Origin of the sequence: Pseudomonas sp. CYM-20-01, from assembly GCF_023169845.1 — a bacterium.
Lineage (GTDB): Bacteria > Pseudomonadota > Gammaproteobacteria > Pseudomonadales > Pseudomonadaceae > Aquipseudomonas > Aquipseudomonas azotoformans.
In genome coordinates this window covers 5,534,161-5,556,000 of the sequence record NZ_AP025169.1, presented here as the reverse complement: position 1 = coordinate 5,556,000, position 21,840 = coordinate 5,534,161, and the positions used below count along the sequence as shown (strand labels likewise).

Annotated in this window: 22 protein-coding genes; 9 read left to right on the top strand and 13 right to left on the bottom strand. The window is 59.2% G+C overall.

The window, feature by feature from the left end:
* Nucleotides 1-115 precede the first annotated feature (115 nt).
* Entirely contained in the window at nt 116-1,078 is a 963-nt protein-coding gene (locus M2497_RS25200) for a leucyl aminopeptidase (RefSeq protein ID WP_248483993.1), read from the bottom strand.
* A 73-nt stretch (nt 1,079-1,151) separates the two neighbouring features.
* Entirely contained in the window at nt 1,152-1,289 is a 138-nt protein-coding gene (locus M2497_RS25195; protein WP_003175756.1) for a hypothetical protein, read from the bottom strand.
* Nucleotides 1,290-1,927: 638 nt separating this feature from the next.
* Between M2497_RS25195 and M2497_RS25190 the strand changes: the two genes are divergently transcribed.
* On the top strand, nt 1,928-3,349 hold the full coding sequence (locus tag M2497_RS25190; RefSeq protein ID WP_248483990.1) for an amino acid permease: 1,422 nt from the start codon (nt 1,928-1,930) through the stop codon (nt 3,347-3,349).
* Nucleotides 3,350-3,407: 58 nt separating this feature from the next.
* Here the strand turns inward: M2497_RS25190 and M2497_RS25185 are convergent, their stop codons facing one another.
* Nucleotides 3,408-4,034: an RloB family protein gene (locus tag M2497_RS25185; RefSeq protein ID WP_248483988.1), complete on the bottom strand. Its 627-nt coding sequence runs from the start codon at nt 4,032-4,034 to the stop codon at nt 3,408-3,410.
* A 3-nt stretch (nt 4,035-4,037) separates the two neighbouring features.
* A complete protein-coding gene (locus M2497_RS25180) occupies nt 4,038-5,351 on the bottom strand; it encodes an ATP-binding protein (protein ID WP_348984766.1) in 1,314 nt (437 codons plus the stop codon).
* Nucleotides 5,352-5,470: 119 nt separating this feature from the next.
* Here M2497_RS25180 and M2497_RS25175 point away from each other — a divergent pair, with 119 nt between their 5' ends.
* Together M2497_RS25175 and arfB are read left to right on the top strand one after the other, a co-directional pair.
* Nucleotides 5,471-6,154: a pentapeptide repeat-containing protein gene (locus M2497_RS25175; RefSeq protein WP_248483986.1), complete on the top strand. Its 684-nt coding sequence runs from the start codon at nt 5,471-5,473 to the stop codon at nt 6,152-6,154.
* 12 nt (nt 6,155-6,166) lie between these two features.
* Nucleotides 6,167-6,580, top strand: coding sequence for an alternative ribosome rescue aminoacyl-tRNA hydrolase ArfB (gene arfB, locus M2497_RS25170; protein WP_034109044.1), 414 nt, complete (start codon nt 6,167-6,169; stop codon nt 6,578-6,580).
* Here arfB and M2497_RS25165 read toward each other — a convergent pair.
* From M2497_RS25165 to M2497_RS25155, 3 genes are all read right to left on the bottom strand, one after another.
* Nucleotides 6,577-7,773, bottom strand: a complete 1,197-nt coding sequence (locus M2497_RS25165; protein ID WP_248483984.1) for an MFS transporter — start codon at nt 7,771-7,773, stop codon at nt 6,577-6,579. The genes arfB and M2497_RS25165 overlap by 4 nt on opposite strands.
* Nucleotides 7,774-7,877: 104 nt before the next feature.
* The gene (locus tag M2497_RS25160; protein WP_248483982.1) at nt 7,878-8,060 is read right to left on the bottom strand and encodes a hypothetical protein; all 183 of its coding nucleotides are present in this window, start codon (nt 8,058-8,060) and stop codon (nt 7,878-7,880) included.
* Nucleotides 8,061-8,410: 350 nt separating this feature from the next.
* On the bottom strand, nt 8,411-8,722 hold the full coding sequence (locus M2497_RS25155; RefSeq protein WP_248483980.1) for a DUF962 domain-containing protein: 312 nt from the start codon (nt 8,720-8,722) through the stop codon (nt 8,411-8,413).
* A gap of 160 nt (nt 8,723-8,882) precedes the next feature.
* Here M2497_RS25155 and M2497_RS25150 point away from each other — a divergent pair, with 160 nt between their 5' ends.
* Complete coding sequence (locus tag M2497_RS25150; RefSeq protein ID WP_248483978.1) at nt 8,883-9,941, top strand: AraC family transcriptional regulator; 1,059 nt, start codon at nt 8,883-8,885, stop codon at nt 9,939-9,941.
* Here M2497_RS25150 and M2497_RS25145 read toward each other — a convergent pair.
* The 3 genes from M2497_RS25145 to M2497_RS25135 form a co-directional block, all read right to left on the bottom strand.
* The gene (locus M2497_RS25145; protein ID WP_248483976.1) at nt 9,898-11,352 is read right to left on the bottom strand and encodes a TrkH family potassium uptake protein; all 1,455 of its coding nucleotides are present in this window, start codon (nt 11,350-11,352) and stop codon (nt 9,898-9,900) included. The genes M2497_RS25150 and M2497_RS25145 overlap by 44 nt on opposite strands.
* A 175-nt stretch (nt 11,353-11,527) precedes the next feature.
* Complete coding sequence (locus tag M2497_RS25140) at nt 11,528-12,871, bottom strand: imelysin family protein (RefSeq protein WP_071489432.1); 1,344 nt, start codon at nt 12,869-12,871, stop codon at nt 11,528-11,530.
* Nucleotides 12,872-13,000: 129 nt separating this feature from the next.
* A complete protein-coding gene (locus M2497_RS25135) occupies nt 13,001-15,052 on the bottom strand; it encodes a bifunctional diguanylate cyclase/phosphodiesterase (protein ID WP_248483974.1) in 2,052 nt (683 codons plus the stop codon).
* 11 nt (nt 15,053-15,063) lie between these two features.
* Between M2497_RS25135 and M2497_RS25130 the strand changes: the two genes are divergently transcribed.
* Nucleotides 15,064-15,342 (top strand): hypothetical protein, encoded by a 279-nt coding sequence (locus M2497_RS25130; protein WP_248483972.1) that lies wholly within the window; start codon nt 15,064-15,066, stop codon nt 15,340-15,342.
* A gap of 254 nt (nt 15,343-15,596) precedes the next feature.
* On the opposite strand, the gene M2497_RS25125 is transcribed toward M2497_RS25130, so the two are convergent.
* From M2497_RS25125 to M2497_RS25115, 3 genes are all read right to left on the bottom strand, one after another.
* Nucleotides 15,597-16,193, bottom strand: a complete 597-nt coding sequence (locus M2497_RS25125; RefSeq protein ID WP_003212997.1) for a Fe-Mn family superoxide dismutase — start codon at nt 16,191-16,193, stop codon at nt 15,597-15,599.
* Nucleotides 16,194-16,370: 177 nt separating this feature from the next.
* Nucleotides 16,371-16,970 (bottom strand): LysE/ArgO family amino acid transporter, encoded by a 600-nt coding sequence (locus tag M2497_RS25120; protein ID WP_248483970.1) that lies wholly within the window; start codon nt 16,968-16,970, stop codon nt 16,371-16,373.
* Between the two features lie 5 nt (nt 16,971-16,975).
* Nucleotides 16,976-17,377 (bottom strand): ACT domain-containing protein, encoded by a 402-nt coding sequence (locus M2497_RS25115; RefSeq protein ID WP_248483968.1) that lies wholly within the window; start codon nt 17,375-17,377, stop codon nt 16,976-16,978.
* A 98-nt stretch (nt 17,378-17,475) separates the two neighbouring features.
* On the opposite strand from M2497_RS25115, the gene M2497_RS25110 reads away from it, so the two are divergent.
* From M2497_RS25110 to M2497_RS25095, 4 genes are all read left to right on the top strand, one after another.
* Nucleotides 17,476-18,369: a LysR family transcriptional regulator ArgP gene (locus M2497_RS25110; protein ID WP_248483966.1), complete on the top strand. Its 894-nt coding sequence runs from the start codon at nt 17,476-17,478 to the stop codon at nt 18,367-18,369.
* Between the two features lie 52 nt (nt 18,370-18,421).
* Entirely contained in the window at nt 18,422-19,420 is a 999-nt protein-coding gene (locus M2497_RS25105; RefSeq protein ID WP_248483964.1) for an NAD-dependent epimerase/dehydratase family protein, read from the top strand.
* Nucleotides 19,421-19,534: 114 nt separating this feature from the next.
* The gene (locus tag M2497_RS25100) at nt 19,535-20,380 is read left to right on the top strand and encodes an ATPase (RefSeq protein WP_248483962.1); all 846 of its coding nucleotides are present in this window, start codon (nt 19,535-19,537) and stop codon (nt 20,378-20,380) included.
* A gap of 115 nt (nt 20,381-20,495) precedes the next feature.
* Nucleotides 20,496-21,755: an AGE family epimerase/isomerase gene (locus M2497_RS25095; protein ID WP_248483959.1), complete on the top strand. Its 1,260-nt coding sequence runs from the start codon at nt 20,496-20,498 to the stop codon at nt 21,753-21,755.
* The last annotated feature ends 85 nt before the right edge of the window (nt 21,756-21,840 follow it).

Below are 21,840 nucleotides of genomic sequence, written 5' to 3'. Positions count from 1 at the left end.
AGGTGGATATGTTTCTACGGGAACCTGTGAAAGTTGACAGGCTTTAAGAGTTATTGTGAATAGCGGACTGCCAAAAGGTTAATAATAGCGGTTGTGTCAATTTGATGTGTGCTCCTTAGAGTGTATAGGCACCCTCAACTAGTATGGGCTTGTCATCCAAGGCCAACACCCCACTGGCAAAGATCAAATCCAGGTGATGGCTGCCTTTCTGCCCACCGCCCAAGCCCAGGTGCAACCCGCAATGGCGCTCCTCGAACCCGGCGTTGCGCGCATACAGATCCTTCACCCCTTCATTGGTACCAATCCCCAACTCTTCCACACGCCGGTTCGACGGGTTGGCATTCAGGTACTTGTTGAAATCATCGGCCAACCCCGGCACTTCACTGGCCACGCTGCAGATGGTCGAGTTCTCGATCCACAACTCCAGCGGCGATTGCAGCACACCATATTTGCGCGCAAACGGGATGGTGCTGAGAAAGGTGCCGACAAACCGCACCTGACCATTGATAGCCTCACTGTGGGTGGCGATCTCGCCCGGGGCCAGGTCGTGATTGCCGACTCCGTTGATATTGGTCCACTTCTTGATGCTGCTCATTGGCGCTTCCAGCCGTGAGCCATGTTTGTCGGTAAAGCTCAGCACGTTGGCCTGGGACATGCGCCGGATCAGCGTGGCATTGAGGTCGGCAATGCGTTGGGGCTCGACGCTGAAGGTGTCATAGAAATAGTCGCCATAATCCTTGAACAGCAGGGATTTTTTCCAGTGTTCGGCCATCACGCCTTGCAGGGCACGGATAAAGTCCGGGCCTTCGGCGCGAGGGTTGGGCAAGGTGGAGGAGTCGTAGAGAAACAGGTACAGGTCGCAGGCTTCGATGGCCTGGGCCAGGGTGTCGCTGGCGGCCAGGTCCAGGCGCTGCACCTGGAAGTTGAAAGGGGCGGCGCTGCCCTGGGTGATCGTCTGGGCGATGGCGTCGTAGCGCTCGGTATGGCCCAGCAGCACGGTGGGGCGGCTCAGGCCATTGAGGGCCGGGTGGTGCGCGAGGTAGTAGAGAAAATGTTCGACGGCGCGGGCCTTGTCCATGACGTGCGTCCTTCTGTGCCTTGGGTAAGGGAGCAGGTGCCGTGCACGGCACCTGCCGGGAGCGTGCCGGTTTTTAGAAGGGCCACATCGCTGTGCCAAATGGCACAACAGCGTCGGCTTGCATCATTTCTACGGCGGCCTCATGGGTCGGCGCTTCAAACCAGTCGTCGAGTTGCAGTTCGGTTTCCAGGTCGTTTTCCAGTGCTTGCATGGTGTATCTCCTAGAGGACGGTGTTTGAGAACGGCTTGCCAACGGGCTTCGCGGGCAAGTGCAAAGAACCTAGGAGAGAGTGTTTCAAAATGCAAAATTTTTATTGACACGGTTTCATTTGGATTTTTTGTTCTGTTTTTGGTGTTTGATTGTTTCTTGAGGAAAAACAGACAACTGGCAGCGCTGAATTGCAGGAAATTTCTGACCGTCATTTTTTATTCAGATCACGGCTGTAACGTGAATTTTCCATGCTGTAACGATTAATTTACGCGTAAATGGCGACATTATTGGTTGATCTTGCGCTGTAAGGATTACCTGACAGATCGTCGCACACGCTTTTGGCGGGCGGCCCCAAGCGGTCGAGCGGTGTACAATGCGCCGCGTTTTACTGTGACCCCCTTGCGTAACCACGCTAAAGGCCAAGACCTCAGGGTGTACCCACCCTGATCACTCCGCCTGGCCACGAGCCGGACGGGTTCGATTTCGTCACAGATAAAAACAAACAGGTGACGCATGACCGTTAGAAAGACGCTGTACTCCTGGTGCCTGCGCTGGGGTTTGAGCGGCGCTGCTTGAGTCGGTAATTCAAGGCAGCAACCTGCAATCAATCTTCTCAAACCTTGCGTGAGACCCTTTTCATGAGTGGACCCCATTCCTCTTCAGGCGAGCTGAAACGCGGCCTGAAAAACCGACATATCCAGTTGATCGCCCTCGGTGGCGCCATCGGCACCGGCTTGTTCCTCGGCTCGGCCGGGGTGCTCAAATCAGCCGGGCCGTCGATGATCCTGGGTTATGCCATCTGCGGCTTCATTGCCTTCATGATCATGCGCCAGCTCGGCGAAATGATCGTCGAAGAGCCAGTTGCCGGTTCCTTCAGCCACTTTGCCCACAAGTACTGGGGCGGTTTCGCCGGCTTCCTGTCGGGCTGGAACTGCTGGATTTTGTACATCCTGGTGGGTATGTCGGAGCTGACGGCCGTCGGCAAATACGTGCATTACTGGTGGCCGGAGATTCCGACCTGGGTTTCGGCCGCGGCGTTCTTCGTGCTGATCAACCTGATCAACCTGGCCAACGTCAAAGTGTTCGGTGAGGCCGAGTTCTGGTTCGCGATCATCAAGGTGGTGGCCATCGTCGGCATGATCGCCCTGGGCAGCTATTTGCTGGTCAGCGGCAGCGGCGGGCCGCAGGCGTCGGTAAGCAACCTGTGGGAACACGGTGGCTTCTTTCCCCACGGCGTCGGCGGATTGGTGATGGCCATGGCGATCATCATGTTCTCCTTCGGCGGCCTGGAAATGCTCGGTTTCACTGCTGCTGAGGCGGACAAGCCGCGCACCGTGATCCCGAAGGCGATCAACCAGGTGATCTACCGCATCCTGATTTTCTACATCGGTGCCCTGGTGGTGCTGTTGTCGCTGACGCCATGGGACAGCCTGCTTGAAACCCTCAACGCCTCTGGCGACGCCTACAGTGGCAGCCCGTTCGTGCAGGTGTTCTCAATGCTGGGCAGCAACACCGCCGCGCATATCCTCAACTTTGTGGTCCTGACGGCGGCGCTGTCGGTGTACAACAGCGGCACTTACTGCAACAGCCGCATGTTGCTGGGCATGGCCGAGCAGGGCGATGCGCCCAAGGCATTGGCCAAGATCGACAAGCGCGGCGTGCCGGTGCGTTCCATCCTCGCCTCGGCGGCGATCACCCTGGTGGCGGTGTTGATGAACTACCTGATTCCGCAGCACGCGCTGGAACTGCTGATGTCCCTGGTGGTGGCCACGTTGGTGATCAACTGGGCGATGATCAGCTTCTCCCACTTCAAGTTCCGCCAGCACATGAACCGCACTGGCCAGGTGCCGCTGTTCAAGGCGTTGTGGTACCCCTACGGCAACTTCGTGTGCCTGGCGTTCGTGGTGTTCATCCTGGTGATCATGCTGATGATTCCGGGCATCCAGGTGTCGGTGTATGCGATTCCGGTGTGGGTGGCGTTTATGGCGGTGTGTTATGGGATCAAGAACAAGCGTAGTGCCCGTGAGCAGTCAGGGACAGGGGCGCCGATAGCTGAGTGAGATAGCAGCCTTGAACGACAAACCCGACCTTGAGTCGGGTTTGTTTTTTGTTGGGGTATTACAATTTTTTAGGTTTTGAGATGGCCTCAAACTCATCCATCAACAGATGAATTTCAGTACTGGGGTTTCTGTCTTTGCTCTTGAGCGCATCCTGCAAGCTTCTTGGTGCGTGCTTTCTCGCGTTCTCGAACGGCGCGCCTGCCAGCATTTTGAAATAGCCTTTCAAGCCCGATTTGGCGTAATCCGCCATTCCAGGTTTGGCCCGCAGATCTGCTCCGACAAGATCACCTGCCGAGTGCTTACCCGAGGCTGAATAAGGTTTGCGGGTGTAACCAAAGTGCAGAAGTAGCCAATATTCGAAGCAGGGATAGGAGGCGATGATGGTAATTTTTTCGTGCGCCCAAGACAGTCGAATGGCCTCATCAAATGATTCGTGTGTGTCACGGTCGATGGCGCAGAAGACTTTGTCAAATTTCCGCTGCCGCTCAATGGCGTATTCCACAATACCTTTTGGATGGGTAACACCGCAGTGCATGATTTCAATTTCCGCTTGGGAGCGAAAATGTTGGGCGGCATCCTCGAGGTAAACCTTGCTGGATTGCAGGTCTTCACAGATGACCAAAACCGTCGCTTGTGGCTGAAACCGGGGTTCCCTTCTCCTGAATGAATCAGCTGTGCGCGCCATGGCTTAGCTCCTGCTGAGAATCGGCAAACCGCGGTAGCGACCTTCATAATAACGCTTTTCGATATCCTCACTGTCTCTTCCCTGAAAGTCATGTACGGAAAACATTTGTGTGGCCCCGTTAGTATCGCGCTCAGTGAGCCAGAATTGATCGCGCCTTAAAAGTTTAGCATTCATGAGGTGGGTGTCATGAGTTGTGAATATTAACTGAGATTTTACATTGTTTAATAGGTGATCCTTTACAAGACTCTCTACAATTTTGGGATGCAAGCTACTGTCAAATTCATCAATAACTACCACCATTTCCCTATGAAGGGATTTCAAATTAAGCAGCGGTAGCCAAAAGCCTATAAGGTTTTGGGTGCCGCCAGACTCTTCGTTTAGCTCAAAATCGGCATTGCCCAAGGCGGTAGTATGGGTTAGTTTTGTTTTTGATTCTTTTTCCAATAAGTCTATATATTCACTAGGGTCATTTGATTTTTCCTTGAGTGTTTGGCTCTCCTCGAAATGTATGTTTGTAATCGGAACATCCAGACGTTGAAGAAGGTCCTGTAACATCACTTTTGCTTCTGCGTTTTGCATGATGATGGCGCGTGATGATAGCGAGGTCGCGCTGATATCATCCTGCCCAACACAAAATGATGAAGACTTTAGCCAGTTATACGGATCTTTTAATTGTTTTAAGTCTTCGCTGCTGTTTAGGACTGCTTGAGCTAGAAATAAACTTTTAGGAGGGGTGAGCTTTTTCCAGGCTTCGTGAACAATTGTCCCGCCTTCTAATGAGTCTCCGAAAACGTATGTCTCTCCAGTTTCTGGGTGGAATTTTCTAGAGTACAGTTGTCTCTCTTTTCCTTTTGGATACGAGTATAGGGTCTCTTCAATTATACGTTTTGATGTGATAGATAGAAAATATTGAAAGCGAAGGCCGTTTTCAATGAAGTTTATTTCGAAGCAACTTGGTTTGTCAGCCAGTTCTGAGTCAAAACGGAATGGTGTTACTGGGATTGAGTAATTGCTGCCGGGCGATTGATGTAAAAGCATAGGTATTAATTGGAGTGCTTTAACAAAGCTTGTTTTACCTGAGGCGTTCGGCCCGTAAATCGCAGCAACTTTCAACAGCTTCGGAAATTTCTCCCCAAGCACTTCGGGATCAAAGATATTTTGTTTCTTCCCAAGACGGGCAGAAGCCACCATCGACAGGGTCTGCTTCTCGCGGAAGGAGCGAAAATTGCTGACAGAAAATTCAATTAACATGCAGAAAACCCGCAATTGAGTGCGCTGATAGGCGAACAATATAGCTAATAAAAGAAGCAGCTGCATTTTTTCTGCGCTTCATGGTATTTCTTCGGGCTGGGTGGTCTTCACGACCCATCGAGTTTCAAGCCCACCGGGTTAGACTCCGTCCCGGATCAAAACAACAGCACCCACCTGGAGGCCCCATGCAACACACCGACATTGACGGCGGCGCGTTTCAGCGTGATGAGTTGGAAGGCCTGATTGACCAGCACTCCGGCCCCTTGCGCCTCACTGGCGTGGACTTGAGCGGCGCCGATTTGTCGCGCATGACCCTGGATCATTGGGTGTTCGAACGCTGCATCCTGGTCCAGACTTCTTTCTTGGGGGCTCGACTGGAAGGCACGAAATGGAAAAGCTGCCGCGCCAGCCTCGCCATTTTCGAAGCGGCCAACCTGCTGGAGGCACAGTTCCACAGCTGTGACCTGAATAACACCCGTTGGCAGCGCAGCAAGCTGTCCCAGGCCAGTTTTGAACACTGCAAGTTGACCGGCGCCAACTTCACCCATTGCGCCTCGCTGGGCCTGAGTTTCAACGAAACGCGGCTGAACAGCGCTTTTCTGTCTGGATTGTCGTTTGCGCGCACCGTGCTGAATAACCTGGATTTTTCCGACAGCGATTTGTCTGATGCCGACTTTCGCAAGGCTGAGCTGATCGATTGCAGCCTCGCCCATGCTCGCATCAATGGCGCCAACTTTGCCGGCGCCGACCTGCGCGGTGCGGATTTGAGCGGGTTTCGCCTCAATGATGCCAAACTGTTCAAAGGCGCCGTGATTTCCAAAGCCCAGGCGTCGATGCTCTTGTCTGAGTTGGGCCTGTCCGTTGCCTAAGGTTTTTGATTGATGCTGGTAATTTCCAACAATGTGCACCTGCCGGATGCCGAGATCGAGCTGACCGCCATCCGCGCCCAAGGCGCTGGTGGGCAGAACGTCAACAAGGTGTCGAGCGCCGTGCACCTGCGCTTTGATATTCCCGCATCGTCGCTGCCGGACTTCTACAAGGAACGGTTGCTGGCGCTGCGCGACAGTCGCATCACCAGTGAAGGCGTGCTGGTGCTCAAGGCGCAACAATACCGGACCCAGGAGCAGAACCGCGCGGATGCGCTGGAGCGCCTGGTGGAGTTGATCCTCAGCGCTACCAAGGTGGAGAAGAAGCGCCGCCCGACCAAGCCGACCCTGGGCTCGAAAAAACGTCGCCTCGAATCCAAGACCAAGCGCGGCAGCATCAAGGCCGGGCGTGGCAAGGTCGACTTTTAGTCGCCGCGTGCCTCACGGGCTTTCGGCGCTTGTCGGTACAGGTAAACACTGAGCAGCAAGCCACCCAAGGCGGCGAGGGCGGCGAACAGGAAGATCGACGCAAAGCCAAACCCCGCCGCCACGGCCCCGGCGAGCGGGCCGGTGATGCCCAGCGACAGGTCGATGAACAGCGAGTAAGCGCCCACCGCCGAGCCTCGGCTGGACGCCGGCACCAGGTTGACCGCTTCCACGCCCAAGGCCGGAAACACCAGGGAAAAGCCAAACCCGCTCAACGCCGCACCGGCCAGGGCCAAACTGGCATCCGGCGCGAGCCACAACAACAGCAGGCCAAAGATTTCTACTGACAGGCAGGCAATCGCCACGCGAAACCCGCCGATCCGGTTGATCAGGTTGCCGAACAACAGCCGTGCGCCGATAAAGCTGGCGCCGAACAAGCTCAAGGCCCACACCGCGTTATCCCAGTGCTGGGTGGTGTAGTACAGGGTGATGAAGGTCGCGATGGTGCCAAATCCAATCGAGCCCAGTGCCAGCGCGCAGCCGTGGGGCAAGACCCGGCCCAGTACATTCATGAACGGCAGGCGTACACCGGCCACAATCGGTGCGGCGACCTTGTTCCAGGCCAACAGCAGGCCGACGATGGCCAGCAGGATGATGCTGACCCCCATGCTCCACAGCCCGAAACTCTTCACCAACACGACGCCCAATGGAGCACCGACCGCCAGCGCGCCGTAGCTGGCGATGCCGTTCCAGGAAATAACCTTGGCGGTGTTCTGCGCGCCGACCCGGCCGATGCCCCAGCCGATGGCACCCGAGCCCACCAGGCTTTCCGCGCTGCCCAGCACCAGGCGGCCGATCAACAGGCTGCCCAGGCTCAAGGCTGGCAGGCTGGAGAACCACGCAGCGAGCAGCATGAACACGCCGCTCAGGCCACAGCCGACCAGGCCGATCAGCACGGCGCGTTTGCTGCCCAGGTTGTCGATGATCTTGCCCGCGTACGGGCGGCTCAGCAGGGTGGCCAGGTATTGCACGCTGATCACCAGGCCGGCAATCACCGCACCGTAGCCCAGTTCACTGTGGACATAGCCCGGCAACACGGCCAAGGGAATACCGATATTCAGGTAGCCGATGAAGGTGAACAAGACGATGGAAACAACTTGCAGCGTGACCGCCATGGGGCGCTGGATATCGGGCATGGGAGAGGTCCACTGTCGCAGCAGGTAAAGATAGGCTGCTAATGATACCGGTGGTTTGCTTCGTGCAGGGCGCTAAAACACAAAAACCTCGGATCAAAAAGACGTCAGGCGCGCGCAGGGGCCAGCAGTTGGGTGGTGACCAGGGCGGCCAGCGCGTTTTCCTGGGTGCCGAAACGCTTGAGCAGTACGGCCTGTTTCTCCGCGCTGAGGCGGTTCCACACCTCGACCATCTGCAGGGCAGCGTCGAGTACGGCGGTATCCGGGGTGTCGGGGAGGGTATCGGTCATGATGGGCGTCTCGATTGATTCAGGCAGTGTGGAAAGCGCTCAACGTTGCGCTTTCCACACGGTCTGTTACGGCGTCAGTCCTGGCTTTTGCTGTCGACTGGTTTGGCTTCTTTGGCCTCAGGCTGTTTGTCGCTGGCCTGCTGCGGTGTTGGCTGCTCTGTAGGGTGCAGGCTTGGGAAGGGGAGATTAGGTATCTCGTGCATCGTCGTCGCTCCTCGCAAGGTCTGTTTTTTCAATCGCAGGTGATTCCGCGCTCTCAAAAAGCCTTGGCAGGATACAGCACCGCAAATGACAAAAAGATTTTTATGTCGCCGGATGGATGAACTTTCATCGTTTAAACGGTCGTTCGGCTAGAACGGCACCTTGCCCAGAATCATGTCGCGGTACATCACAAAGTCTCCCAGCAGGCTATAAAACGGGTGCTGAAAGGTCGCCGGGCGGTTCTTTTCGAAGAAGAAGTGGCCGATCCAGGCAAAGCTGTAGCCGGCAATCGGCAAGGCGATCAGCAAGCCCAACGAACCCCGGCCGATGGCATACGCCAGAATGCCGATCACCAGCGTGGTACCGATGAAATGCAGGCGCCGGCAGGTACTGTTGGCGTGCTCGGCCAGGTAATAGGGGTAGAACTCAGCAAAGCTATTGAATCGCTTGACGTTTTCCACAGTGGCCGGCCCTTTGGTGGTTATGCCGCCCAACAGATGTTCGGCGGGGAGCTTATTTGAGTCTAGAGTGATCAGTAGTAACAGCCAGTGACAATAGATGCCACTTTAGTATCCTTGGCTTCCTGGCTGTCGTTTGAGCCTGCTTTATTAAGAAGACGCCATGAGCGAACGAACAACTTCTGCAAGCTGGGCGATGGGGATAGTCAAGGCATTGGAAATGGACGGCCTGGATTGCCGCGCCTTGTTCAAGCAACTGGGCCTGGACTACGCCGCCCTGAATGATCCCGATGCGCGGTTCCCGCAGGATTGCATGACCCGCCTATGGCAGCGCGCGGTAGAGCTGTCGGGCAACCCGGCGATTGGCCTGAACATGGGCAAGGTGGTGCGCCCGGCGTCGTTTCATGTGGCGGGCTATGCGCTGATGTCCAGCAACACCCTCGCCGAGGGTTTTATGCGCCTGGTGCGTTACCAGCGCATCATCGCTGAAAGTGCCGACCTGAGTTTCCGACTGATCCCCGAAGGGTATGCGCTGATTCTGACGGTGCATGGCGATCACCTGCCGCCGACCCGGCAAAGCGCCGAAGCCTCGTTGGCCAGTGCCCTGGCGCTGTGTGGCTGGCTCACCGGCCGCACCCTGCAGCCGCGCAAGGTGGTGCTGCAAGGTGATCAGCCGGCGGACCTGGCACCCTACAAACAAGCCTTCCACGCACCCCTGGAGTTCAACGCACCCTACGACGCGTTGATTTTCGAGCGGGCCGACATGGAAGCGCCGCTGCCCACGGCCAACGAGGCCATGGCGCTGTTGCATGATCGATTTGCCGGTGAATACCTGGCGCGTTTCTCGGAAAGCCGCGTGACCCACAAGGCGCGGCAAGTGCTGTGCCGGCTGTTGCCCCAGGGCGAGCCCAAGCGTGAAGTGGTGGCGCAGACGTTGCACCTGTCACAACGCACCTTGCAGCGGCGGCTACAGGAGGAGGGCACCAGCTTCCAGACCCTGCTCGACGACACCCGTCGCGAACTCGCCGAGCAATACCTGGCGCAGCCGAGCATGACCTTGCTGGAAATCGCCTACCTGCTGGGGTTTGCCGACCCGAGTAACTTCTTCCGTGCGTTTCGTCGCTGGTTCGATGCCACGCCCGGCGAATACCGGGCGCGGTTGTTGGAAACCTCGGCTGTCAGTGACGCCAAAAGGCCGGAATACACAGAACAAAGACCGTAATGATCTCCAGTCGGCCGAGCAGCATGCCCAATGACAGGATCCATTTGGCCGCATCCGGCAGGCTGGCGAAGTTACCTGCCGGGCCGATGGTTTCCCCCAGCCCCGGGCCGACACCGGATACGGTACTGGCGGCGCCGGTCAAGGCGGTCATCCAGTCCAGGCCCAGCAGCGACAAGGCCAGGGCGATGGCGCAGATGGTGATGGCGAAGAAGAACGAAAACGTCAGGATCGAACGCACGATCTCTTCATCCAGGCGGTGGCCGTTGTACTTCTGCTTGATCACCGCGCGCGGGTGAATCAGCTGGTTCAAGTTGGCCTTGAGCAGGATGTAGGCGACCTGGAAACGGAAGATCTTGATCCCGCCGGCTGTCGAGCCCGAGCAACCACCAATAAACCCCAGGTAGAAGAACAGCATCAGTGAGAAGTTGCCCCACAGGCTGTAGTCCCCCAACGCGAAACCGGTGGTGGTGACCACCGAGGTCACGTTCAGCGCCACATGGCGTAGGGCATCGAGCCAATGCAGGTTGGTGGTCCACCAGTACCAGGTGCCGAGCACCAGCCAGGTCACGATCAGCAAACCGAGCAAACCTTGTACCTGCTGATCCTTGATCAGTGCCTTGCGGTTGCCGCGCAACGTGGCCACGTAGAGGGTGAACGGCAGGCTGCCGAGAATCATCACCACCACCGCTACCCAGTGCACCGCCGGTTGTTTCCAGTGCGCCAGGGATTCATCCGAGGTGGAGAACCCGCCGGTGGAAATCGCCGACATCGCGTGGTTGATCGCGTCGAACAGGCCCATGCCGGCCCACCAGAACGCCAGGCTGCCAAGGATGGTGATGCCCACGTAGGCGGCCACGATCAGCCGCGCCACCATGTGCGAGCGGGGCATGACTTTTTCCGAGCGGTCCGAAGATTCGGTCTGGAACAGGCGCATACCACCGATGCGCAGCAGCGGCAGGATCGCTACCGCCATGCCGATAAAACCAATACCCCCGAGCCAGTGCAGCAGCGAGCGCCACATCAGGATGCCCGGCGACAGGGTGTCCAGGCCGCTCAACACCGTGGAACCGGTGGCGGTGATGCCGGACATGCTTTCGAAGAAGGAGTCGGTGTAGCTGATGTGCTGGGTCAGCAGAAAGGGCAGCGCGGCGAAGACACACACCACCACCCAACTGGTGACGGTCAGCAGGTACATGTCCCGTGGACGCAGGTGCACATGCTCCGGGCGACCGGGGATCACCAGGGCCAGGCCGGCGAGAAAGGTGATCATGCTGGCCCACAGGAACGAGGGCAGGTCGCTGGTGCGTTCGAAGATCACCAGGGTGGCCATGGGCACGACCATGGCGATCGCGAGAGTGATCAGGAAGATGCCGATGATGAAACCGATGATGCGCAGGGTCGGCAACGCCATGAAATTCACTCGAGATAGGGCAGAGGCGCCATTCTACCTGGGGTGCGGGGCATGTAAACCGGGGTTGAGGCAATGCAGTCAAATGTGGGAGGGGCTTGCCCCCGATGGCGATGTGTCAGTAAACACGTGCTTCACTGACACACTGCTATCGGGAGCAAGCCCCCTCCCACCTGGATCAGAACTCGTGATCAGCGTTATCCGGGTTCAGGTCGCTGATGCCCAGCTTGCCCGCTGCCGCTTCGATCGAACCGGTCTGCTTGACCAGTGCGGCGATAGCGTCGCGCACGATCTGGTTGCCCGCATCGTTGCCGGCCGCGATCAACTGGTCGTAGTGCTCACCCTTGTTGGCGTGGTCGACCATGACCTGGATCTTCGCTTCGGTCGCCGCCAGGTCCGCTTTCAAGGCGGTGTCGGCAGCCGGGTCGGCCTTGGCCACCAGGGACGACAGGCTGGCGCCGGTCATTTTGGTGCCGTCGACGCGGGTGTACTCGCCCAGGTAGACGTTGCGGATGCCCTTGGCGTCGTAGAAGTGCGAGTTGTGGGTGTTGTCGCTGAAGCAGTCCTGTTCGTCTTCCGGCGAGTTGGCTTCCAGGGAAACCTTCATGCGCTCACCGGCCAGCTCGCCCAGGGACAGGCTGCCCATGCCGAACAGCATTTTGCGCAGGCCATCGGTGGCAGGTTCTGCCTCCAGGGTGGCGCGGTAGTTGTCTTCGACGTTGGGTTTCCAGTTGCCGACCATTTCTTCCAGGTCGCTGACCAGCAGTTGGGTCACGGCACGCAGGTAAGTACGGCGGCGCTCGTTGTGGCCACCGGTGGCACCGTCGCCCGTCAGGTAGTCCGACGCAGGACGGTTGCCGGCGCCTGGGCCGGTGCCGTTCAGGTCCTGGCCCCACAGCAGGAATTCGATGGCGTGGTAGCCGGTGGCGACGTTGGCTTCGGAACCGCCCAGCTCATTGAGGCTGGCGAGTTTTTCCGGAGTGATGTCCTTCACATCGACCTTGTCTTCGCCGACCTGGATCTGGGTGTTGGCGATGATGTTGGCGGTGGCGCCCGGGTTACCCAGGGCATGCTCGTAGGACTTGTCGACGTAGTCGATCAGGCCTTCGTCCAGCGGCCATGCGTTCACCTGGCCTTCCCAGTCGTCGATGATGGTGTTGCCGAAGCGGAACACTTCGCTTTGCAGGTACGGGACGCGGGCGGCGATCCAGGCGGTACGTGCGGCTTTCAGGGTTTCGTCGTTCGGCTTGGCGAGGAACGCGTCGATCGCGGTCTGCAGGGTTTTTGCAGTGGACTCGGCATCGCTGTAGACCGCGAACACCATGTCTGCGTAGTGCGCGACCACGGCCTTGGCAGCCGCTTCGTCGACCTGGCCGGCAGGGGTGGCAGCCGCTGGAGCGGTAGTGCTGGCAGCCGGGGTCGGCGCCTGTGGCGCTGCGGCCTTGTCTTTACCTTCGCCACAGCCGGCGAGAGAAATGGCAATGGCCAGCAGACTGGCGGTGGCCAGGGGCATACGAATCATGGCGAACATCCTGCTTCGGTTGTTGATGGGGCGCGCGGGGGGAGCGCAAAAAACTGCGACATAATGCGAAAGATTTGCATTTTGTGTAAAGGGTTATACGCGGGAAATATTCAGTATCGTTTTGGCCGGTCAAAGAATTACCGCGTTGTTACGCTCCGACTGCTTCAGAAATGCCGCCAACTCCCGGGCCTGCAAGGGTTTGCTGTAGTGGTAACCCTGACCCTCATGGCAGCCCTCGGAGATGATGTAGGCCTCTTGCTCAGCGGTTTCCACGCCTTCGGCGATCACCTGCATGCCCAGGCTTTTGCCCAACTGGATGATGGCCCGCACGATGGTGGCATCGTCGTCGTCATCCAGCAGGTCCTGGACAAAGCTCTTGTCGATCTTGATCTTGTCCAGGGGCAGGCTTTTCAGGTAACTGAGGGATGAGTAACCGGTGCCAAAGTCATCGATGGCAATCAACGCCCCGGAACGGCGCAGGCTCAGCAGATGCTGGGCTGCGGTGCTGATGTCTTCCATCAGGCCGGTTTCGGTGACTTCCAGTTCCAGGCTGCGCGGTGGCAGGCGGTAGATCTGCATCAGGTTATTGACCACCCGTGGCAACTCGGTGTGGTGCAGTTGCACGGTGGACAAGTTGACCGCCATGCGCAGGTCGGTGAAGCCCAGGTCGTGCCATTCGCGCAATTGCCGGCAGGCCTGGTCCAGCACCCACTCGCCAATCGGAATAATCGTGCCGTTCTGCTCGGCCAGCGGGATAAACAGGTCCGGCGGTACCAGGCCATGCTCGGGATGCTGCCAGCGGATCAGCGCTTCCACACCGACCACGCGGTGATCGCGATAGCTGATCTGCGGTTGGTACACCAGGTGGAACTGGTCGCGGCTGAGGGCGTCGCGCAGGTCTTTTTCCAGCTCGCGGCGCCGGCGCATTTCGCTGTCGACGCTGGCGATGTAGAACTGATAGCGGTTGCGCGAACGGGTCTTGGCCAGGGTCATGGTCTGTTCGGCTTTTTGCAGCAGCTTTTCGGTGCTGTCGCCGTCTTCCGGGAACAGGGTGATGCCGATGGTGGCGCGCAGGCGGATGCCTTCGTGGTCGAGGGCGAACTCTGCCTCCAGGTCGTCCAGGATGCTTTGTGCCAGCTCGGCGGCCTCGTAAGGCTGGTCGATATCGGCCTGCACCAGGGCGAACTGGTCGCCGCCCAGTCGGGCGAGTGCGCCGAGGCGACCGCTGTGGGCGCGCAGGCGGTCGGCCAGGGCCAGCAGCAGTTTGTCGCCGGCCTGGTAGGTAAACTGCTCGTTGACGCTCTTGAAGTCATCCAGCCCCACGCACAACACCGCTACGCGCCGTTGCCGACGGCCGGCGTCGATGAGGATCTTGTCCAGTTGTTCCTGCAGTTTCTGGCGGTTCGGCAGGCCGGTGAGGAAGTCGTACTGGGCCATGCGCAGCAGGCTGCTTTCCGCTTCGTGGCGCAGGTGGGTGTTACGTTCGATGGATTCGAGCAACTGGTTGGCGGTGTTGATCCACAGACCCAACTCGTTGCGCTCGTGGCCCTTGAGCTGCGGGATCTTGTGCTCGCTGGGGCGGTCAGGGTTGATCGACGTCAGGTGCTCGATAATCCGTGACAGCGGCTTGGTCAGCAGCCAGTGATAGACCAGGTAAAGCACCAGGCCCATGGCCAGGGCACGTAGCACCCCGGAAATAAAGATGATCACCGAGTTGACGATAAAGCCCTGGCCATAAGTCGCGGTGTCGAGGGTGATGCTCAGGTCGCCGTAATATTCGCTGTAGGGGCCTTTGCCCACCAGCGCCGTGGTGAAGGTGCGTTCCTGGCCAAGGATCAGATCGGTCAACCAGCGGCTGGGCGCTTGCTGCAAGGCACGGCTTTTTTCCGCCAGCATGGTTTCGTTGGGGTGGCCGATGGACGCCATGCGCACGGCGTCATCCTGAAACAGGCCCTCAATGACTTGCATGCCCATCTCGCGGTCCAGGCTGTAGACGGCCTGGGTGGAGGGGTCGCGAAACATGTCGAGGATGCGCTGGGCATCGCCGGCTACGGCCTGGCGCGTCTTGTAGGCATCAAAAACGATCTGCGCCACGCTTAGCGCGACGCCCACGATCAATGCCGACAGCAGCACAACCCGTAGCAACTTCACCGACAAGCTGTTTTTGAGTTCCAGCTTCAAAGGGGCATTCCTTGTCTCATGCGGGTGGCCTTCAATATGCCATGAGTATTGGCAATCTGGGCATGGCAGTCAAAGGAACATTGGGGCTTGAAGGAATCTGGACACTGTCGAGTGAAGGGGGCGGGAGCGAAAGCGAAAGCGAACGCATTTTCGGATCCCGCGCGGGGTTGAAGGATGTTTTAGGAATTAAAAGTAATCTGAGCCGTATTCTTCTGATGAACGTCGTTGCAGATTTTGCTCGCTGGCTCATTCCCGTCTTTGCTATTCAAATCCAGCACCTTGCTAAATAAGTCAACGCCTTTTCCCGCCAAGTCCAGACCTTTACCTACTACATCGGCGATTTTAGTTGTCAGCGGCACAATCCCTGTAATAGCTGACGCGATCGATAACGGATCCATTGCGTACTCTCCTGCATGAACTGAGAGAGTTATTTCTCTCACGTGCTGGGTGGCCGATTCATGTCAGTGAGTTCCAACTATCCAGCATTGATTTCAACCACAAAAAAGCCCGGCATTTGCCGGGCTTTTTTTACTGCAAGCAGTGCTTAGGCAGTGAAGGTCTTGCCTTCGAACTGCTCAGCCACGAACTTCCAGTTGACCAGGTTCCAGAACGCTTCCACATACTTTGGACGCACGTTGCGGTAGTCGATGTAGTAGGCGTGTTCCCACACGTCGCAGGTCAGCAGCGGGGTATCGCCGCTGGTCAGCGGGTTGCCGGCGCCGATGGTGCTGGCCAGGGCCAGGGAACCGTCAGCCTTTTTAACCAGCCAGCCCCAACCGGAACCGAAGGTGCCGACGGACGTCTTGGTGAACTCTTCCTTGAACTTGTCGAACGAACCGAACGCAGCGTTGATGGCTTCAGCCAGCGCGCCGGTAGGTTGGCCGCCGGCGTTTGGCGCCAGGCAGTTCCAGTAGAAGGTGTGGTTCCAGACCTGGGCAGCGTTGTTGAAGATGCCGCCCGAAGAGGACTTGACGATCTCTTCCAGGGTCTTGCCTTCGAACTCGGTGCCTGGCACCAGGTTGTTCAGGTTCACGACATAGGTGTTGTGGTGCTTGTCGTGGTGGTATTCCAAGGTTTCCTTGGAGATGTGCGGCTGCAGGGCATCGTGTGCGTAGGGCAGCGGCGGCAATTCGAAAGCCATGATAAATCTCCTAATCAGGTCAGTTGCGGTGAGCGCAAGGCCGATCACGGGCGGCCAAACAAGCGCCGGGGAGTTTGTACTCTTTGCGGCGCAGGGTCCGGATCATAGCACCGGGGGTGCGGCAAAACCACGCAACAACTGTGTGGGATAGAGGTTCCAGAGCGTTTGGAATATTCCTCAGGCACTGATCAATTGATAGGCCACGCTGAACATCATCACCGCCACCAACAGGTCCAGCAGGCGCCAGGTGGCCGGGCGTGCCAGCCAGGGCGCCAGCCACGCCGCGCCGAGCGCCAGGGTGGCGAACCACAGGAACGATGCGCTGGCGGCACCGGCCACGTAGGCGCCGGGCTCGGTCTGTTGGGCGCCGAGTGAGCCGATCAGCAACACGGTGTCCAGGTACACGTGCGGGTTGAGCAGGGTCACGGCCAGTGCGCTCAGCATCACCGCGCGCAGCGAGCGGACCTGCAGGTTGCCGCCCTGATCCAGACTCTGTTTCGAACAGGCCTGGCGCAGTGCGCAGGCGCCGTACCAGATCAGGAAAGCCGCGCCGCCCCAGCGTGCGACCGCCAGCAGTATCGGGCTCTGCGCCAGTACCGTCGCCAGGCCGAACACCCCGGCGGCCACCAGCAGGGCATCACACACCACGCATAGCGCGGCTACTGGCAAGTGATGTTCGCGGCGCAGGCTTTGCGCCAACACAAATGCATTTTGGGTGCCGATGGCCATGATCAGGCCGAGGGCGACCAGCAAACCATTCAGATAGCTCTGCCACATAGGGTCTACTCCGCGTTTGCCGCCAGTTGCTGCAACACGTGCATGGCACGCTGGGCATCGGCACGGCCGACGAACAGGTGGTCGTGGTAATAGCCGGCAATCACGTTGCAACTGATGCCGGCCTGGCCCAGCGCGCTGGCGAAGGCGGCGGTCAGGCCCACGGCTTCCAGGGCTGAATGCACGTTCAAGGTGATCCACGCGGCGACGTAATCAAAGGCCAGGCCAGCCCGTTCCGCCTGTTGGCGTTCGACGATCAGGGTCAGGCCCTCCTGTTCGCGGAAGCTGCCGATTACCTCGCAACCGGCGGGGATACGCTGATCGGGCAGGGTGCAGAACACATAGTCGCCGTCATTCAGATGGGGGCTCATGCTGCGCAGCAGGGTTGCCAGGGCGGTTTCGCCAGCCATGGGAGGTTCCTTGTAAAGAGAGAAGCGATGCTGGCTATTCTCAGGGCGCAGGCTGTATAAGAAAAACCAATATTGCTGATCGCTCATTAGAGAAACTGATGTTCGACTATAAATTGCTTTCCGCCCTGGCGGCGGTGGTGGAACAGGCGGGCTTCGAGCGCGCCGCCCAGGTGCTGGGGCTGTCGCAGTCGGCGATCTCCCAGCGCATCAAGCTGCTGGAGGCGCGCATCGGCCAGCCGGTACTGGTGCGGGCCACGCCGCCGACGCCCACCGATATTGGCCGTCGCCTGCTCAACCATGTGCAACAGGTGCGCTTGCTGGAGCGCGACCTGCAAAGCCACGTGCCGGCCCTGGATGAGGAAGGCATGCCCGAACGCCTGCGCATCGCGTTGAACGCCGACAGCCTCGCCACCTGGTGGGCCGAGGCCGTCAGTGGTTTTTGCGCCGAGCAGCATCTGCTGCTGGATCTGGTGGTGGAGGACCAGACTGTAGGTCTCAAGCGCATGCGTGCCGGTGAGGTGGCGGCCTGCATCTGCGCCAGCGAGCGCCCGGTGGCCGGGGCGCGTAGCCTGTTGCTGGGGGCCATGCGTTATCGGGCATTGGCGAGCCCAGCCTTTATTGCCCGGCATTTTCCCGACGGCGTGCGCGCCGACCAACTGGCACGCACACCGGCCTTGGTGTTCGGTCCGGATGATTTCCTGCAACACCGCTACCTGGCATCCCTCGGTGTGGATGGCGGTTTCGAACACCATTTATGCCCATCGTCCGAAGGCTTTATCCGCCTCACGGAAGCGGGCCTGGGCTGGGGGTTGGTGCCGGAATTGCAGGTACGCGACCAACTGGAAAAGGGCCTCTTGGTCGAGTTATTGCCAGATAAGCCCATCGATGTGCCGTTGTACTGGCATCATTGGCGCAGTGGCGGGCAACTGCTGGGCTTGTTGACCGATCATCTGGCCCAGGCGTGTGGCCAATGGTTGGTGCCGTTGGAGTGATGACGCGCGTCAAGGCAACAGCGATGAAAAACGAAAGAACATGGGGTAATACATGAAGATTCTGGTCACCGGCGCAAGCGGCTTCATCGGCGGGCGCTTTGCGCGTTTCGCCCTGGAGCAGGGCCTGGACGTGCGGGTCAACGGGCGACGTGCCGAAGGTGTGGAGCACCTGGTCAGGCGCGGCGCCGAGTTTATCCAGGGTGATTTGAATGACGCCGACCTGGTGCGCGACCTCTGCCGCGATGTCGAAGCCGTGGTGCATTGCGCCGGCGCTGTCGGGTTGTGGGGCAAGTATCAGGACTTTCATCAGGGCAATGTGCTGGTCACCGAAAATGTCGTCGAAGCCTGCCTCAAGGAGCGTGTCGGCCGGCTGGTGCACCTGTCGTCGCCGTCGATTTATTTTGATGGGCGCGATCATCTGGGCCTGACCGAAGAGCAAGTGCCCAAACGCTTCAAACACCCCTATGCCGCTACCAAGTACCTAGCCGAGCAGAAGGTGTTCGGTGCCCAGGAGTTCGGCCTCGAAGTCCTGGCCCTGCGCCCGCGCTTCGTCACGGGCGCCGGTGACATGAGTATCTTCCCGCGCTTGCTGAAAATGCAGCGCAAGAATCGTCTGGCCATCGTCGGCGACGGCCTCAACAAGGTCGATTTCACCAGTGTGCACAACCTCAACGAAGCGCTGCTCAGCAGCCTGCTCGCCACGGGCTCGGCGCTGGGCAAGGCCTACAACATCAGCAACGGTACCCCAGTGCCGGTGTGGGATGTGGTGAACTACGTGATGCGCCAGATGGAGCTACCGCAGGTGACGCGGTATCGGTCCTACGGTTTGTCCTACAGCGTGGCGGCGCTCAACGAAGCGTTTTGTGCGATGTGGCCGGGCCGTCCGGAGCCGGCGTTGTCGCGCCTGGGCATGCAAGTGATGAACAAAGATTTCACCCTCGACATCAGCCGCGCCAGGCATTATCTGGATTACGAGCCAAAGGTCAGCCTGTGGACCGCCCTCGACGAGTTCTGCAGTTGGTGGAAGGCCCAGGACCCTGGGTTGAAGTAAGCACACAACAGGCAACACTTCGGGAACCGAATTCGGCGTTCCGGGTCGATCAGAGCGCCGGGAACGCGGTTTATACTCCCGTCGCTCGCCACCTCACCGATTCAGGGTTGATTCATGCGTAACGATGCTAAAGACGACTTCGACAACGTTCCCAGCCTGCGGGCCGATGTCGGGGATGACGATGATTTCGAGCCTACCCCGGCCACCTCGGTGCGTTCGCGCAACCCCAAGGTGGTCAAGGTCAAGAGCGCCAGCACCGGCCCGTTGTGGGCCTTGATCGGTGCGCTGCTGATCGCCTTTGCGGGCCTGGCCTGGTGGAGCTTCCAGCAGATCTCCCTGATGGGCCAGCAGTTGGTGGCCACCCAGGAGAGCTTTGCGCGCATCAGCGAAGAAGCGGCGGGGCGCCTGCAGGATATTTCCGGCAAGGTGGTGGCCAGCGAGGCCAGCGTCAACAACGGCAGCGAAGCGCTGAAACTGCAGATCAAGCAGCTTGAAAGCCAGCTGCTGGAGCAGGGCAAGCAGCAAGTCGGTGTGGCCGGCCAGGCCACCGAGCTGGACAAGCGCCTGGCGCAAATGACCGCCAGCACCACTGACCTGTCCAACGCCAACAGCAAGCTGCAAGGCCAGGTCCAGGCGTTGACCGACGCCGTGGCAACGCTCAAGGCGGCACAAGGTGACGCGGCCAAGCGCGATAACGAGATCAAGGAACTGACCGCCGACGTGGCCGCATTGAAGAAACAGGGCAACCCCAGCGCCGCCATCGCCCGTATCGAACAGGACCTCGTGGTGCTCAAGAGCGCCCAGGACAACGCGTCGGCCAGCAGTGATGGGCCTACCAACAAGGAGTTCGACGTGTTCCGCATCCAGACCACGCGCAATATCACCACCTTGCAGAGCCAGGTGCAGACCCTCAACCAACAGCTCAACGCGCCGGCGAGAGTCACCCCGCTCGGGCAATAAAGTCTCTGATGGAAATGTCACCACTCGGTGACATTTCCCATCCCCTTCGTTACTTGCCCCCACCGCGCCCTTGTTTAGACTCCGGTGATCCCACAAACAATAATAAGGGCCCCCCATGACCACCCAACCACTGCCTGCCAGCAGTTGGCTGAACGCGCCTGCCCATCACGTCTGGCTCGCTGCCGAAGGCCAGCGCCTGCTGGCGTTTGCCAAGGCGTCTCGACTGCCCGACGGCTTTGGCAACCTGGACGACAAAGGCCGGTTGCCGGCCGATGCCCGCGCCGAAACCATGAACACCGCCCGCATGATCCACAGCTTCGCCATGGCCCACGCCATGGGGTTGCCCGGTTACGCCGAACTGATTGAGCACGGGGTTGCCTCCCTCAACGGCCCGTTGCGCGACAGTGAGCACGGTGGCTGGTTCGCCACGCCCCATGCCGTCGACGGCAACCGTGGCAAGGCCGCCTACCTGCACGCCTTTGTCGCCCTGGCCGCCAGCTCGGCGGTGGTGGCCGGTGCTCCCGGCGCGCAAAACCTGCTGAACGACGCCATCCATATCATCGACCAGTTCTTCTGGAGCGAGGAGGAGGGCGTGATGCTTGAGTCCTTTGCCCAGGACTGGAGCGGCGTCGAAGCCTACCGCGGCGCCAACAGCAACATGCATGCTACCGAGGCGTTCCTGGCCCTGGCCGATGTGACCGGCGATACACGCTGGCTGGACCGCGCCCTGCGCATCGTCGAACGTGTGATCCACACCCATGCCGCCGGCAACCAGTACATGGTCATCGAGCATTTCGACACCACCTGGCAGCCCTTGCTCGGCTACAACGAAGACAACCCCGCCGATGGCTTCCGCCCCTACGGCATCACCCCCGGCCATGGCTTCGAATGGGCGCGGCTGGTGCTGCACCTTGAGGCCGCGCGCTTGCAAGCCGGGCTCGCCACACCCGAATGGCTGGTGACCGATGCCAAAGGCCTGTTTGCCAGTGCCTGCGATTACGCCTGGGCGGTGGATGGCGCCCCCGGCATCGTCTACACCCTGGACTGGAACCACCGCCCGGTGGTGCGCGAGCGCCTGCATTGGACCCACGCCGAAGCCAGCGCCGCTGCCCAGGCCTTGCTCAAACGCACCGGCGAATTGCATTACGAAACCTGGTACCGGCGTTTCTGGGAGTTCTGCGAAACCCACTTTATCGACCGCATCCACGGCAGCTGGCACCACGAACTCAGCCCGCACAACCAACCCAGCAGCAAAATATGGGGCGGCAAGCCGGACCTGTACCATGCCTGGCAAGCGGTAGTGCTGCCCGCACTGCCCTTGGCACCCAGCATGGCCAGTGCCATCGGGGCTGGACGCTATGTCACCAACTGGTGACATTTGTGCATCCCTTTGTTACCTGCGCCTCAAAAAACCCTGTTTAAACTCCGTGCAGCGCAAGCCTAAGACTTGCATGCATAAC

Excerpts from the sequence above, each read along its gene's own strand:
- M2497_RS25200 (WP_248483993.1), bottom strand. The coding sequence starts at position 1,078 with ATGGACAAGGCCCGCGCCGTCGAACATTTTCTCTACTACCTCGCGCAC.
- M2497_RS25195 (WP_003175756.1), bottom strand. The coding sequence starts at position 1,289 with ATGCAAGCACTGGAAAACGACCTGGAAACCGAACTGCAACTCGACGAC.
- M2497_RS25190 (WP_248483990.1), top strand. The coding sequence starts at position 1,928 with ATGAGTGGACCCCATTCCTCTTCAGGCGAGCTGAAACGCGGCCTGAAA.
- M2497_RS25185 (WP_248483988.1), bottom strand. The coding sequence starts at position 4,034 with ATGGCGCGCACAGCTGATTCATTCAGGAGAAGGGAACCCCGGTTTCAG.
- M2497_RS25180 (WP_348984766.1), bottom strand. The coding sequence starts at position 5,351 with ATGCAGCTGCTTCTTTTATTAGCTATATTGTTCGCCTATCAGCGCACT.
- M2497_RS25175 (WP_248483986.1), top strand. The coding sequence starts at position 5,471 with ATGCAACACACCGACATTGACGGCGGCGCGTTTCAGCGTGATGAGTTG.
- arfB (WP_034109044.1), top strand. The coding sequence starts at position 6,167 with ATGCTGGTAATTTCCAACAATGTGCACCTGCCGGATGCCGAGATCGAG.
- M2497_RS25165 (WP_248483984.1), bottom strand. The coding sequence starts at position 7,773 with ATGCCCGATATCCAGCGCCCCATGGCGGTCACGCTGCAAGTTGTTTCC.
- M2497_RS25160 (WP_248483982.1), bottom strand. The coding sequence starts at position 8,060 with ATGACCGATACCCTCCCCGACACCCCGGATACCGCCGTACTCGACGCT.
- M2497_RS25150 (WP_248483978.1), top strand. The coding sequence starts at position 8,883 with ATGAGCGAACGAACAACTTCTGCAAGCTGGGCGATGGGGATAGTCAAG.
- M2497_RS25145 (WP_248483976.1), bottom strand. The coding sequence starts at position 11,352 with ATGGCGTTGCCGACCCTGCGCATCATCGGTTTCATCATCGGCATCTTC.
- M2497_RS25140 (WP_071489432.1), bottom strand. The coding sequence starts at position 12,871 with ATGATTCGTATGCCCCTGGCCACCGCCAGTCTGCTGGCCATTGCCATT.
- M2497_RS25125 (WP_003212997.1), bottom strand. The coding sequence starts at position 16,193 with ATGGCTTTCGAATTGCCGCCGCTGCCCTACGCACACGATGCCCTGCAG.
- M2497_RS25120 (WP_248483970.1), bottom strand. The coding sequence starts at position 16,970 with ATGTGGCAGAGCTATCTGAATGGTTTGCTGGTCGCCCTCGGCCTGATC.
- M2497_RS25115 (WP_248483968.1), bottom strand. The coding sequence starts at position 17,377 with ATGGCTGGCGAAACCGCCCTGGCAACCCTGCTGCGCAGCATGAGCCCC.
- M2497_RS25110 (WP_248483966.1), top strand. The coding sequence starts at position 17,476 with ATGTTCGACTATAAATTGCTTTCCGCCCTGGCGGCGGTGGTGGAACAG.
- M2497_RS25105 (WP_248483964.1), top strand. The coding sequence starts at position 18,422 with ATGAAGATTCTGGTCACCGGCGCAAGCGGCTTCATCGGCGGGCGCTTT.
- M2497_RS25100 (WP_248483962.1), top strand. The coding sequence starts at position 19,535 with ATGCGTAACGATGCTAAAGACGACTTCGACAACGTTCCCAGCCTGCGG.
- M2497_RS25095 (WP_248483959.1), top strand. The coding sequence starts at position 20,496 with ATGACCACCCAACCACTGCCTGCCAGCAGTTGGCTGAACGCGCCTGCC.